Raw genomic sequence first — 13,293 nt, 5'->3', positions numbered from 1 at the left:
GAGACATCGCTTAGTCCGGAGCAAATTCGAGCATGATCGTCGACAGTGGCGGCAACAGCATCGTCGCCGAGATGCCTCCTCCTTCCCCCCGAGCCTCGACGGCACCGCCATTGCCCTTGCCTGAACCGCCATAGTCGGTGGCGTCCGTGTTGATGATCTCGCGCCATCTTCCAGCCGTCGGCAACGGCACGCGATAATCGTCACGCGGCACCGGTGTAAGATTGGAGATGACGGCGACCGGGTTTCCGCCCGGCGCGCTGCGCAGCCAGGCAAAGACAGAGTTGGCGCTATCGTCGACGATCAGCCAGGAAAAGCCCTCCGGCTCGCAATCGCGAGCATGCAGGGCCGGGCGTGAGCGGTAGAGATAGTTGAGATCGCGCACCGTCTGCCAGACGCCGCGGTGGGGGTGGGAACCGAGCAGGTCCCAGTCGAGCGCGCGCGCCTCGCTCCACTCGCGGCGCTGGGCGAATTCCTGCCCCATGAACAACAGCTTCTTGCCGGGATAGCCCCACATGAAGGCGTAGTAGGCGCGCAGCGTCGCGAATTTCTGCCAGTCGTCCCCGGCCATCTTGCTAAGCAGCGTCCCCTTGCCGTGCACGACCTCGTCATGGGAGAGCGGCAGCACGAAATTCTCGCTGAAGGCGTAGACCAGGCCAAAGGTGATGTCGCCGTGGTGATGCTTGCGAAAAATCGGCTCCTTGGAGAAATACTCCAGTGTGTCGTGCATGAAGCCCATGTTCCACTTGAAGCCAAAACCCAGCCCGCCCTCATGAACCGGCTGCGAAACTTTTGGCCATGAGGTCGATTCCTCGGCGATCGTCATCACCCCAGGATGATGGCCGTAGACCTCCTTGTTCATCCTCTGGAGGAAGCTGACCGCCTCAAGGTTCTCGCGCCCACCCTTTTCGTTGGGAATCCATTCGCCGGCCTTGCGCGAATAGTCGAGGTAGAGCATTGAGGCGACGGCATCGACCCGCAAACCATCGACGTGGTACTTCTCGGCCCAAAACAGCGCATTGTTGACCAGGAACGAGACCACCTCGCGCCGGCCGAAATTGTAGATCGCGGTGTTCCAGTCGGGATGGAAGCCCTTGCGCGGGTCGGCATGCTCATAGAGCGCGGTGCCGTCGAAATTGGCCAGGCCATGCGCGTCCACTGGAAAATGTGCCGGCACCCAATCGAGGATGACGCCGAGGCCGGCGCGGTGGGCGCCGTCGACGAACCGGGCAAAACCGTCCGGATCGCCGAACCGGGCCGACGGCGCGTAGAGGCCCGTCGTCTGGTAACCCCAGGACGGGTCATAGGGATGTTCGGAGATCGGCATGAATTCGATGTGGGTGAAACCCGTGTCGACGACGTACGGGATCAGCCGGCCGGCAAGCTCGTCCCATGACAGGAAGCTGCCGTCGTCGTGAAGCTGCCAGGAGCCGGCGTGGACCTCATAGATCGACACCGCCTCGCGGCGGGGGTCGGCGTTGCGCCAGAAATTGCGGTGCGCTTCGTCACCCCATTGGTGCGCCGGCGGAAGCGCCGTCACCGAAGCGGTGGCCGGGCGCAGTTCGGACTTGAAAGCGAATGGATCGGCCTTCAGCGGCAGTCTCACGCCATCGGGCCCGATGATCTCGTATTTGTAAGGCCGACCGGCGCCGATATCGGGGATGAACAACTCCCAGATGCCGATGTCGCGGCGGACGCGCATCGTATGCCTGCGGCCGTCCCATTCGTTGAAGTCGCCGACCACCGAAACGCGCCTTGCATTGGGCGCCCAGACGGCGAAATGCACGCCGGATGCACCCTCGTGATCGATGAGATGCGCACCAAGCTTATCGAACAGCCTGAGGTGCGAACCTTCGGCGATGTAATAGTCGTCCAGCGGACCGAGCACCGGACCGAACGAATAGGGATCGATCAGCCACCAGTCACCGCCGGCATTGCGCGCGTGATAGCGCAGCGGCTGACGCTTTTTGAGCGACAGGCTGCCCTCGAAGAAGCCGCCTTCGTCGCGCCTGGAGAGTTCGCCGGCTTTCTTGCCGGTCAGCGTGTAGGCAGTGACGAACTCGGCATGAGGGACGAAGCAGCGGGCGACAAAGCTCTTGTCAACCTCGTGCACACCGAGGACAGCGAATGGATCACCATGCGTGCCGGCGACAATTGCCGCGACATCACCGGCTGAAGCCAGTCCATCCGGCCCGCTTGTCGCAGCGGTCGCGCGCGGCTTCCTCATCAGGCAGTGACCCTCCCCGGCACCCGGACCACGTTGTTCGTGGCCTCATGCAATCATATCAGACCGGCACGTTCCAGATTTCTTTCGCATATTGGCGGATCGTACGGTCGGACGAGAACCAGCCGACGCGGGCGACATTGCGGATTGCCTTGGCGTACCATTCCGGGCTGTTGCGCCAGACGGCGTCGACATCGCGCTGGGTGGCGGCGTAGGCATCGAAATCCGCGGCGACCATGAACCAGTCGCTCTGATAGAGGCCGTTCATCAGGTCGCGATAGCGTTCCGGATCGTCAGGCGAAAAGACGCCCGACGAAACGGCAGCCACGGCCTGGGCCAGTTCGGGAGAGGCTTCGATCACCGATCGCGGATCGTAGCCGTTGCTGCGCCGCGCGGCGACCTCTTCGGTGGTCAGGCCGAAAATGAAGATGTTGTCGTCGCCGACGCATTCCTTGATCTCGACATTGGCGCCGTCGAGCGTGCCGATGGTCAGCGCACCGTTCAGCGCGAACTTCATGTTGCCGGTGCCGGAGGCTTCCATGCCTGCGGTCGATATCTGCTCTGAAAGATCGGCGGCCGGCATCATGATCTCGGCCAGGCTGACATTGTAGTTCGGCACGAACACCACTTTGAGCAAGCCGCGAACGGCCGGGTCGCGGTTGATGACCTTGGCGACGTCGTTGGCGAGTTTGATGATCAGCTTGGCGTTGTGATAGCTGGGCGCCGCCTTGCCGCCGAAGAACTTGACGCGTGGCATCCAGTTGCGCTCCGGATGGGAGCGGATCTGGTCGTAGAGCGCGACTGTTTCGAGGATGTTGAGGAGCTGGCGCTTGTATTCGTGGATGCGCTTGATCTGGATGTCGAACAGCGCAGAGGGATCGACCCGGATGCCGAGGCGGTCGGCGACGAGATTGGCAAGCTTGGCCTTGTTCGCCCGCTTGACTGCCGCGAACTTGTCGCGGAAGGCGGCGTCGTCGGCAAAACCATCGAGCTCCTTGATCGCGTCTATATCGTCGAGGAAGCGGTCGCCGATCGCCTCGCGGGTGAGCGCGGTGAGACCGGGATTGCACTGGATCAGCCAGCGCCGCGGCGTGATGCCGTTGGTCTTGTTGTTGATGCGGTCGGGGTAGAGCCGGTGGAGCTCGGCAAACACCGTTTCCTTCATCAGCTCGGTGTGAAGGGCAGAGACGCCGTTGATCGAGTGCGAGCCGACAAAGGCCAGATTGCCCATGCGCACGCGGCGCTCGCCATTTTCCTGTATCAGCGAGATCTGGCTGATCTGCTCGTCAGAAAACTGGTCGGAGGCGCGCGCCTCCAGCAGCACTTCGGCGTTGATGGCGTAGACGATCTGCATATGGCGCGGCAACAGCCGCTCGAACAGCGGCACCGGCCAGCTTTCGAGCGCTTCTGGAAGCAGCGTGTGGTTGGTGTAGCCGAAAGTGCGCTTGGTGATGCTCCAGGCCTGGTCGAAATCCATGCCGTGGACATCCATCAACAGGCGCATCAGCTCGGGCACGGCGATGGCCGGATGGGTGTCGTTCAGATGGATCGCCGCCTTGTCGGGCAGCGACTGCAGGTCGCCATATTGGCTGAGATGACGCTGGATAATGTCCTGCAACGATGCGGTGGAAAAGAAATACTCTTGCCTAAGCCGCAGCTCCTGACCGGCCTTGTGGGAATCAGCAGGGTAAAGGACGCGCGACAGGGCATCGGCCTTGTTGCTTTCGGCGAGCGCACCGATGTGGTCGCCGGCGTTGAACTTGTCGAGCAGGATCGGATCGATCGGCATGCCGGACCAGAGCCGCAGCGTGTTGACGCGGTTGGCCCGCCAGCCAACCACCGGCGTATCGTAGGCAACCGCCAGAACATGTTCGATCGGCTTCCAGACGTGGCGCTCGAGCCTGCCGTCCTTCGACGTGATCGATTCGACCGAGCCGCCGAAACCGACCTCGAAAGAGCGTTCGCGCCGCTCGAACTCCCAGGGATTGCCGTGATCGAGCCAGGTCTCGGGCAGCTCAACCTGCCAGCCGCCATGGATTTCCTGACGAAACATGCCGTTGGCATAGCGAATGCCATAGCCATGCGCGGGAATGTCGACGGTTGCCATGCTTTCCATGAAGCAGGCGGCGAGCCGGCCAAGACCGCCATTGCCAAGCGCCGCATCTGGTTCTAGGGCCGCGATGAGGTCGAGGTCGACGCCGAGAGACCGCAGCGCTTCGCGCATATTGTCCATCAGGCCGAGATTGGAGAAAGCGTCGCGCATCAGGCGGCCGATGAGGAATTCCAATGACAAGTAATAGACGCGCTTTTCCTGATGGGCGTAGGCCTCTTGCGTCGCCTGCATCCAATGATCGACGATATGGTCACGCACGACCTTGATCGAGGCGGTGAGCCAGTCGTATTGCGTCGCGACGCTGGTACCCTTGCCGAGCCTGTATTTGAGGGCCTTCAAGACTTCATCGGCAAGCGCCTTGGGATCGGAGTTTTCGAGAATGGGAGCTTTGGATGTCATCGCGCGCGTCATGCTGCCTCTCGTGCGGTTGCCATGATCATACCGGCTTTCACCATTCCTCCCAGCGCCCATGCTAGCGCATATTGTTATGCATTCAATCGAGTTAGATTGCCGCGGGGAAGCTTACCCTGCGGCATTTAGAAACTTAAAGGCATCGTGTGGGCGGCCTATGCGGCGCGCCTTAGTTCTTAACTATGTGCATATCGCCATCCCAAAACCGCTATGCACTTTTGGGCGACATGTATTTCTCTTTGATGCATGTCGTTATTCCAAAACCGCTGCGCACTTTTGGGCGACATGCATCAGGCCGCCAGCGCCGCCTCCGGCGGAAGCTTCGCTCCAGTCATGAAGGCGACGGCGTCGGACATCGTATATTGCTTGGGATCGATGACACAGAGGCGACGGCCCAGGCGATGGATGTGAATGCGGTCGGCCACCTCGAAGACATGCGGCATGTTGTGCGAGATCAGCACGATCGGCAGGCCGCGCTTCTTCACGTCGAGGATCAGCTCGAGCACGCGGCGGCTCTCCTTGACGCCTAACGCCGCCGTCGGCTCATCCATGATGACCATCTTCGAGCCGAAGGCGGCAGCGCGCGCCACCGCCACGCCCTGGCGTTGGCCACCCGAGAGCGTTTCCACGGCCTGGCTGATATTCTGGATGGTCATCAGGCCAAGTTCGGTGAGCTTGTCGCGGGCGCGCTTTTCCATTGCCGGGCGGTCGAGCATGCGCAGCCAGTCGCCCAGAAAACCCGGTTTGCGGATCTCACGACCCAGGAACATATTGTCGGCGATCGAAAGCGCCGGCGACAGCGCAAGGTTCTGGTAGACAGTTTCGATGCCGGCTTCTCGGGCTTCGATGGGCGACTTGAAGAGCACCTGCTTGCCGTCCAACTCGATGATCCCCTCGTCCGGGACAACGGCGCCCGAGATCGCCTTGATCAGCGTCGACTTGCCGGCGCCGTTGTCGCCGATCACGGCCAGGATTTCTCCCGGATAGAGATCGAAGTCGCAGCTGTTCAGTGCGGTAACGCGGCCGTAGCGCTTGACGAGGCCGCGGGCGGTGAGGATGGGCTCCTGGGTCATGGTTACACCGAAACCTTTCTGATCCACTGGTCGATCGCTACGGCGCCGATGATCAGCACACCGGTGAGCAGCACTTTCCATTGCGGATCGGCGCCCAGCATGTTGAGGCCCATAGAGACGACGCCGACGATCATCGCGCCGAACAACGTGCCCAGAATCGAGCCGCGTCCGCCGAAGAGGGAAATACCGCCGATCACCGTCGCGGTGATCGCCTGCAAATTGTAGTCGGTGACAGCGGCGGACGGCGAGATCGAACCGTTGCGGCCGATGGAGACCCAGGCAGCGAAAGCGGCGATCAGCCCGGCAAGGGTGTAGACCGAGATCAGCACCTTCTTGGTCTGGATGCCCGACAGCTTGGCCGCCTCCGGATCATCGCCGACAGCGTAGACATGGCGGCCCCAGGCCGTGTGATTGAGCACGTACCAGAGGACCAGCACCAGCACGACCATGGCAATGACGCCGAATGTCAGCACCGCTGTGCCGACCTTGAAGTTCAGGCCGAACAGATGCAGCAGCGGCGCCTGGACGTCGACGTCGGCATCGCGGATCGTCTCATTGGCCGAATAGATGAAGTTCGTGGCCATGACGATGTTCCAGGTGCCGAGCGTGACGATGAACGGCGGCAGCTTCATGTATGCGACCAACAGCCCGTTGAGCAGACCGCAGGCCCCGCCGGCGGCAAGCCCGATCACCACGGCAAGCAAGGTCGGCAGACCGTAGGTGACCGCGCAATTGCCCATGATCACGGCCGAAATCACCATGATCACGCCGATTGACAGGTCGATGCCGGCTGTAAGGATGACCAGCGTCTGCGCGGCGCCGAGAATACCAACGATGGCGATCTGCTGCAGGATCAGCGTCAGCGTGTAGGACGAAAAGAACCGTCCTCCGATCGTGACGCCGAAGACAGCGATCGACAGAACCAGCACGATCAGCGGCACCGCAGCCGGAGTGGAATGCAGGAAATGCTGGATGCGCTTGACAATCGACGTGCCGTGCTCGTCAAAAGCAGCAACGCTTGTCTCGCTATTCGAGAGAGCCTTTTCGAATTCCTGAACTTGAGCCATGTTTCCTCCCATGCGGCTTCAGCCACGCGCCGACGCCCGTCCACTGTTTCCGATCTGCCGCCGGAATTACTCGCGCTTGCAAAAGCGCATCGTCCACCCGAAGCGGCCGGGGATCAAGTCCCCGGCCAATCGGTTCTGTTGCCTGTCAGACCGGCATCAGCCCCAGCACTTGGCGAGGCCTTCCTTGGTGTCGATGGACTTCACGCCCTCAGCGGGCTTGTCGGTCACGAGGTTGACGCCGGTGTCGAAGAAATCCTTGCCTTCGGTCGGCTTGGGCTTCGTCCCGTCCTTGGCGAAAGCTGCGATCGCTTCGATGCCAAGTGCCGCCATCTGCAGCGGATATTGCTGTGAGGTCGCACCGATCACGCCCTCGGCGACCGACTTCACGCCGGGGCAGCCGCCGTCAACCGACACGATCAGCACATTGCCTTCGAGACCCACGGCCTTGAGCGCCTGGTAGGCGCCGACGGCCGCCGGCTCGTTGATGGTGTGGATGACGTTGATGCCGGGGTCCTTCTGCAGAAGGTTCTCCATCGCCTTGCGGCCGCCTTCTTCGTTGCCGTTGGTGACGTCGTGGCCGACGATACGCGGATCGTCCTCATCGCCGATCTTGTTGGGGTCCTTAACGTCGATGCCGTAGCCTATCATGAAGCCCTGGTCGCGCAAGACGTCGACCGTCGGCTGTGAGGGCGTCAGGTCGAGGAAGCCGATCTTGGCATCCTTCGCCTTGTCGCCGAGCGTCGCGGCGGCCCACGCGCCGATCAGCTTGCCGGCCTCCAGATTGTCCGTCGCGAAGGTCGCGTCGGCGGCGTCGAGCGGATCAAGCGGCGTGTCGAGCGCGATCACGAGCAGACCGGCGTCACGTGCCTTCTTCACCGCCGGGACAATGCCCTTGGTGTCCGACGCGGTGATCAGGATGCCCTTGGCGCCGTCGGCGATACAGCTTTCGATCGCCGCCACCTGGCTCTCGCTGTCGCCGTCGATCTTGCCGGCGTAAGCCTTAAGATCGACGCCGAGTTCTTTGGCCTTGGCGGCCGCGCCTTCCTTCATCTTGACGAAGAACGGGTTGGTGTCGGTCTTGGTGATCAGGCAGGCGCCGACATCGGCGGCGGACGCAGCCGAGGTGAACGCCATCAGACCCAGTCCGGCCGCGGCAAAAACGGTAGACTTCAATAGTGCTGTCTTGGTCACGATTTTCCTCCCAGTGGAACCATTTCGGATGCCGGCCAACCGGCACCGGCACAAGCATCCAGCGACTTCTCCCAGCGTGGACGCCTGCCTCAACAGAATACCAGACCGAGGTCGCTGTCAATAATTAAATCACTCTTATTTATTATTGACAGCGTTGCGTCGTTCACTCATTCTGGCCCAAAAGCATTTAGGGAAACGACGGGAGGAACAGGGGTGGAGACCGGCATTACAAGGCACGGTTCGCCCGAGGCAGCCGAAAGCCGCATTCACCGCGGCACCAACCAGAGCGGCATGCGGGACCACAATGAGCGGCTGGTGCTATCGCTGGTGCGTCAGCACGGCAGCCTGGCCAAGTCCGACATTGCGCGCATGACCGGACTTTCCGCCCAGACGGTTTCGGTCATCATGCGTGAGCTCGAGGAGGACAACCTCCTTGTCCGTCAGGCGCCGTTGCGCGGCAAGATCGGGCAACCTTCCATTCCGATGGCGCTCAATCCCGATGGCGCCTATTTCATCGGCTTGAAGATCGGCCGTCGCAGCGCCGAACTCGTGCTGATCGATTTTCTCGGCAACGTGCGCTCGATGCTGCAGCATTCCTACCGCTATCCGGCACCGCGCGAGACGGTCGAATTCGTCACCTCCGGCATGAAGACGATGCGCGGCGATCTCACCCCGGCGCAGGACAAGCGCATTGCCGGACTTGGCATCGCCATGCCGTTCGAATTGTGGAACTGGGCCGATACGGCAGGTGCGCCGCGCGACGTCATGGACGAATGGCGCCACCGCGACATCCGCGCCGACATCCAGGCGCAGTGCGAATTCCCGGTCTACCTGCAGAACGACGCCACCTCGGCTTGCGGCGCCGAACTGGTGTTCGGCCGGGCAGGTGCGGCGCGCGACTTCGTCTATTTCTATATCGGTGCCTTCGCCGGCGGCGGCATCGTGCTGAACGGTCACCTTTTCGGCGGACCGACCGGCAATGCCGGCGCGCTGGGTTCGATGCCGGTGCCCGGACCGGACGGCAAGCCGGCCCAATTGATCGACGTGGCGTCGATTGCCATGCTGGAAAAGGCGCTTAACGCTCGCGGTATCGAGGCCTCGCACCTGTGGACGTCACCGGAGGATTGGGGCGAGATCGGCGTGGAGCTCGACGACTGGATCGCCTGCGCTTCGCAAGCGCTCGCCTATGCCATCGTGGCGGCGTCATCGGTTATCGATTTCGAGGCAGCGGTGATCGACGGATGGATGCCGAAGGCCGTGCGGCGCCGGCTCGTCGATGCCGTTGTCGAAGCTATCGGCAAGATCGATGGTGAAGGCCTGAAGCTTCCGGCCATTCGCGAGGGGACTGTCGGCATTCATGCACGTGCCCTGGGCGGCGCCAGCCTACCGCTTTCCGAGCGCTTCCTTATCGGCTCGACCATGATTTCCAGGAGTGCCTGAGCGTGCTGATCGGAATCCCGGTGCTGCTCGGCCCGGAGCTTCTGGCGACGCTGCGTGCCATGGGTCATGGCGACGAGATCGCCCTTGTCGACGGAAACTACCCGGCGAAAGAGCAGGCACACCGGCTCATCCGCGCCGACGGTCATCATCTTGTTCCGATGCTCGACGCCGTCCTCAGCGTGTTGCCTGTCGATGACGCAGTGCCGGAGGCGCTGTTTCGCGCGTCGGTCAAAGGTGATCCCCTGCTTGCCGATCCCGTTCATCACGAGATGGAGGCGATCTGCGCCAAGCGTGCTCCGGGCCGCAAGGTGGTTGCGCTTGCCGGCGCCGACTTCTATCAACGGGTTAGGTCCGCGCACGCGATCGTCGCGACAAGCGAGCCGCGGCTCTACGCCAACATCATCATCCGCAAGGGTGTGATCTATCCGCCGGAGACCAGGAAATCATGATCCTCTGTTGCGGCGAAGCCCTGATCGACATGCTGCCACGCACCACGACGGAGGGCGAGCCGGCCTTTGCCCCCTATGTCGGCGGCGCGGTATTCAACACCGCTATTGCGCTCGGCCGGCTGGGAGCACCCGCCGGTTTCTTTTCCGGCCTGTCGTCGGATCTGTTCGGCGGCCAGTTCCGGGACGCGCTAGGGGCAAGCAAGGTCAGTTCCACCTATGCGCACACATCGCCCCGGCCGACCACGCTTGCTTTCGTGCGACTGGACAACGGCCAGGCGACCTACACGTTCTACGATGAAAACACCGCCGGACGCATGCTGACCATCGACGATCTGCCGAAACTCGGCAGCGAGATCGAAGCCATGCTGTTCGGCGCCATCAGCCTGATCTCGGAGCCGGCCGGATCAGCCTACGAGGAATTCATGCGGCGCGAGCACAGCCACCGCGTCATGATGCTCGATCCTAACATTCGGCCGAATTTCATACCGGACAAGGCCAAGCATCTCAGGCGCATCCGCTCGATGATGGCGATGGCCGACATCGTAAAGCTGTCGGACGAGGACCTCAACTGGTTCGGCGAAGCCGGCTCGCACGAGGACGTCGTCCGCAACTGGCTGGATCGCGGCCCGACGCTGATCGTCGTGACCCATGGCAGCGAAGGCGCCGTCGGCTACAGCAGGGACCACAAGGTCACGGTCGTGCCGGACAAGGTCGAGATGGTCGATACGGTCGGCGCCGGCGACACGTTCAACGCCGGCATCCTGGCCTCGCTGCACAAGCAAGGCCTGCTGTCGAAGGCGGCGATCGCCAATCTGCCAGAAGACGCCATCCACAAGGCGCTGGCGCTCGGCGCCAAGGCTGCGGCGGTAACCGTGTCGCGGGCCGGCGCCAATCCGCCCTGGCGGCATGAAATCGCCTGACCGGATCGGATCCTTCAAAAGGCATTGCGCCGATCGATCACTTTATGTTTCGCCTCACCGGATAGGATGCGATGCAAAGCTCGGACCTTGCCCGACGAAGCCCGGATTTCCGGCGTCTTACAAAGACACACCGGCAATCGCGGGTAACAAGCTGCGGCACTTGAGCAATTTGTGGTTTTGCCCATGCGGCTTTCTCGGCCGCGCCAAGTCTGATACCAGCGGCCCGTTATCTGGCTAGTACCGTTTGAGGCCGACATGCAGTTCATCGATCTAGGCGCGCAGCGCGAACGAATCCGCGACAGACTGAAAGGAGCGATCGATCGCGTCGTCGACGAGGGGCGCTATATTCTCGGCCCCCAAGTCACCGAATTCGAAAACAAGCTTGCCGCCTATATCGGCACCAAGCATGTGGTAGCCTGCGCCAACGGCACTGACGCACTGCTGCTGCCGCTGTTTGCGGCCGGCATCGGCCCAGGTGACGCGGTGTTCGTGCCGAGCTTCACCTTCGCCGCCACGGCGGAAGTGGTGGCGCTGGCCAAGGCCGAACCGGTTTTCGTCGATGTCGATCCCCAGACCTACAACATCGACATCGCCAGTCTCGAGGCGGCCATCGCCATGATCAAGGCGGAAGGCCGGCTGAAGCCAAGGGCGATCATTCCCGTCGACCTGTTCGGGCTCGCTGCTGACTACGAGGCGATCATGGCGATCGCCAACCGCGAAGGGCTGATGGTGATCGAAGATGCCGCGCAGGCGATCGGCGGCTCGATCGACGGCAAAATGTGCGGTTCGTTCGGCGCGGTCGGCTCGACCAGCTTCTACCCGGCAAAACCGCTCGGCTGCTATGGCGACGGCGGCGCGATGTTCACCAATAACGATGCGCTGGCCGAGCAACTTCGCTCGTTCGCCTTCCACGGCAAGGGCGAAACCCAATATGACAATGTCCGCGTCGGAATCAATTCGCGGCTCGATACGCTGCAGGCGGCGATCCTGATCGAGAAGCTGGCCATTCTCGAAGACGAGATGGTTGCCAGGCAAGCGGTCGCTAATCGGTATGCCGAAGGCCTCGGCGACATCGTCAAGACGGCGCGCAACCTGGAAGGTGGCCGTTCGGCCTGGGCGCAATATGCCATCGAGACGCCGAAGCGCGACGGGCTGAAGGCGCATCTCGGGGACAAGGGCATCCCGTCGGTCATCTATTACGTGAAGCCCTTGCACAGCCAGATCGCCTACCGCGACTATCCGCGCACGCCGACCGGTCTAACCGTTTCGGAGGAGCTGCCGAGGCGCATCCTCTGCCTGCCCATGCACCCCTATCTGAGCGAGGCCGACCAGGACCGGATTATCGAGACGATCCGCAACTATATCGGCTCGAATTCGGCGCAAATCGCCGCCGCGTAGAGCCTCACGTGCGATCACGGTCTAGCCCGGTATGCTCTCCAACATTGCGCCGATCACGGCACCAGCGCATGGCGGGAAGCCGCCCCTTCCCCTCAGGGATCTCAGGTCTTGGAACCCACAGTAGCGACATCGGTAAGCGCAAATCCCGCATCTATGGTCAGGATCGGCGCCTGGTAGGATTTCGCGGTAGCATAATGGAAGCAGTCGGCAAGATTGAGCGCGCTATTGCGTTCAGCGTCCGGATAGCGATGCCGTCCATAGCGATCGAAGGCTTGCAGCGCGGCGGTCAACTCACGGCTCGAAATCGCCAGAACCTCGACCCCAGCCGCTTCAAGGAACTCCTGTATTCGCGCTTCAGCTTCTGCCATGGGAATGCGCTTTTTGCGAAACAGCCCAACAGTTGCTTCCCATGCCGCCACGACCGATGTGATCGGCCGCTGCGAGCGGGCGGCATCCAGCGCCGCCGCAAGGTCCTCGGCCCCAGGCTCTTCCGTCACAATTGCGATGATTGCCGACGCATCGACGAACATCAGTAGTCACCGCTGAGGTCATCGAAATACGCCCTGTCGGCCGCAAGGCCAGTGTCCGGATAGGCCGCGATCTTCGCGCGCAAAGGCTTCAGCCGCTCCCACAGAGGGATCGCCTCCTCCGCACGACGCAATTCGTTCTGCAGGGCCAGTTTCACGGCAGCCGTCTTGTTCAAGCGCGTGCGCGCCGCCAGCTTTTCGGCAAGCGTGTTTACCTCTTCACTGCGAATGTTGAGCGGCACAGCGAATTCTCCTGTTTGTGTAGACGTAAATGTAACAACGCCAACGCGTGATGGCAACCGCTCTCTGGAGAGCATAAGGTTTTGTGGACGGCTGATGATGGGAACGGAGCCAAAGAAGAACCTGTTCTTGGGGTCATGGCCGGTTGGTAAGCGCTGTTCTCAGGCCACGGCCCTGAGTTCGGGAGCCGGGATGTAGGCCCAGGGCAGCAGGTCGTCGATCTGGCTGTTCGGGTGGCCATTG

At 62.1% G+C, this 13,293-nt stretch carries 11 protein-coding genes; 4 read left to right on the top strand and 7 right to left on the bottom strand.

Annotated features, from left to right (window positions below):
• Positions 1–10: 10 nt before the first annotated feature.
• The 5 genes from glgB to NKH12_RS09125 form a co-directional block, all read right to left on the bottom strand.
• Positions 11–2,224, bottom strand: coding sequence for a 1,4-alpha-glucan branching protein GlgB (glgB, locus tag NKH12_RS09145; protein ID WP_352952805.1), 2,214 nt, complete (start codon positions 2,222–2,224; stop codon positions 11–13).
• A gap of 58 nt (positions 2,225–2,282) precedes the next feature.
• Positions 2,283–4,745 (bottom strand): glycogen/starch/alpha-glucan phosphorylase, encoded by a 2,463-nt coding sequence (locus NKH12_RS09140; RefSeq protein WP_352952804.1) that lies wholly within the window; start codon positions 4,743–4,745, stop codon positions 2,283–2,285.
• A gap of 290 nt (positions 4,746–5,035) precedes the next feature.
• Positions 5,036–5,818, bottom strand: a complete 783-nt coding sequence (locus NKH12_RS09135) for an ATP-binding cassette domain-containing protein (protein ID WP_023802796.1) — start codon at positions 5,816–5,818, stop codon at positions 5,036–5,038.
• Between the two features lie 2 nt (positions 5,819–5,820).
• Positions 5,821–6,885: an ABC transporter permease gene (locus NKH12_RS09130; protein WP_352952803.1), complete on the bottom strand. Its 1,065-nt coding sequence runs from the start codon at positions 6,883–6,885 to the stop codon at positions 5,821–5,823.
• Between the two features lie 156 nt (positions 6,886–7,041).
• Positions 7,042–8,019, bottom strand: a complete 978-nt coding sequence (locus tag NKH12_RS09125; protein ID WP_502910770.1) for a sugar ABC transporter substrate-binding protein — start codon at positions 8,017–8,019, stop codon at positions 7,042–7,044.
• Between the two features lie 270 nt (positions 8,020–8,289).
• Here NKH12_RS09125 and NKH12_RS09120 point away from each other — a divergent pair, with 270 nt between their 5' ends.
• The 4 genes from NKH12_RS09120 (at position 8,290) to NKH12_RS09105 (ending at position 12,283) form a co-directional block, all read left to right on the top strand.
• Positions 8,290–9,516, top strand: coding sequence for an ROK family transcriptional regulator (locus tag NKH12_RS09120; protein WP_352952802.1), 1,227 nt, complete (start codon positions 8,290–8,292; stop codon positions 9,514–9,516).
• A gap of 2 nt (positions 9,517–9,518) precedes the next feature.
• Positions 9,519–9,965: an RbsD/FucU family protein gene (locus tag NKH12_RS09115; protein WP_352952801.1), complete on the top strand. Its 447-nt coding sequence runs from the start codon at positions 9,519–9,521 to the stop codon at positions 9,963–9,965.
• On the top strand, positions 9,962–10,885 hold the full coding sequence (locus NKH12_RS09110) for a carbohydrate kinase family protein (RefSeq protein ID WP_352952800.1): 924 nt from the start codon (positions 9,962–9,964) through the stop codon (positions 10,883–10,885). Before NKH12_RS09115 ends, NKH12_RS09110 begins: the two co-directional genes overlap by 4 nt.
• Before the next feature lie 255 nt (positions 10,886–11,140).
• A complete protein-coding gene (locus tag NKH12_RS09105; protein ID WP_352952799.1) occupies positions 11,141–12,283 on the top strand; it encodes a DegT/DnrJ/EryC1/StrS family aminotransferase in 1,143 nt (380 codons plus the stop codon).
• A gap of 101 nt (positions 12,284–12,384) precedes the next feature.
• Here the strand turns inward: NKH12_RS09105 and NKH12_RS09100 are convergent, their stop codons facing one another.
• Together NKH12_RS09100 and NKH12_RS09095 are read right to left on the bottom strand one after the other, a co-directional pair.
• Positions 12,385–12,813: a PIN domain-containing protein gene (locus NKH12_RS09100; RefSeq protein ID WP_352952798.1), complete on the bottom strand. Its 429-nt coding sequence runs from the start codon at positions 12,811–12,813 to the stop codon at positions 12,385–12,387.
• A complete protein-coding gene (locus NKH12_RS09095; protein WP_352952797.1) occupies positions 12,813–13,052 on the bottom strand; it encodes a type II toxin-antitoxin system VapB family antitoxin in 240 nt (79 codons plus the stop codon). The genes NKH12_RS09100 and NKH12_RS09095 overlap by 1 nt, the downstream gene beginning before the upstream one ends.
• Between the last annotated feature and the right edge of the window lie 241 nt (positions 13,053–13,293).

This window comes from Mesorhizobium sp. M1322, from assembly GCF_040318085.1.
GTDB lineage: Bacteria > Pseudomonadota > Alphaproteobacteria > Rhizobiales > Rhizobiaceae > Mesorhizobium.
Note: the sequence above shows the minus strand (reverse complement) of the source record. Positions and strands in the feature narration are given on the sequence as shown.

Excerpts from the sequence above, each read along its gene's own strand:
- glgB (WP_352952805.1), bottom strand. The coding sequence starts at position 2,224 with ATGAGGAAGCCGCGCGCGACCGCTGCGACAAGCGGGCCGGATGGACTG.
- NKH12_RS09140 (WP_352952804.1), bottom strand. The coding sequence starts at position 4,745 with ATGACGCGCGCGATGACATCCAAAGCTCCCATTCTCGAAAACTCCGAT.
- NKH12_RS09135 (WP_023802796.1), bottom strand. The coding sequence starts at position 5,818 with ATGACCCAGGAGCCCATCCTCACCGCCCGCGGCCTCGTCAAGCGCTAC.
- NKH12_RS09130 (WP_352952803.1), bottom strand. The coding sequence starts at position 6,885 with ATGGCTCAAGTTCAGGAATTCGAAAAGGCTCTCTCGAATAGCGAGACA.
- NKH12_RS09125 (WP_502910770.1), bottom strand. The coding sequence starts at position 8,019 with ATGGCGTTCACCTCGGCTGCGTCCGCCGCCGATGTCGGCGCCTGCCTG.
- NKH12_RS09110 (WP_352952800.1), top strand. The coding sequence starts at position 9,962 with ATGATCCTCTGTTGCGGCGAAGCCCTGATCGACATGCTGCCACGCACC.
- NKH12_RS09105 (WP_352952799.1), top strand. The coding sequence starts at position 11,141 with ATGCAGTTCATCGATCTAGGCGCGCAGCGCGAACGAATCCGCGACAGA.
- NKH12_RS09100 (WP_352952798.1), bottom strand. The coding sequence starts at position 12,813 with ATGTTCGTCGATGCGTCGGCAATCATCGCAATTGTGACGGAAGAGCCT.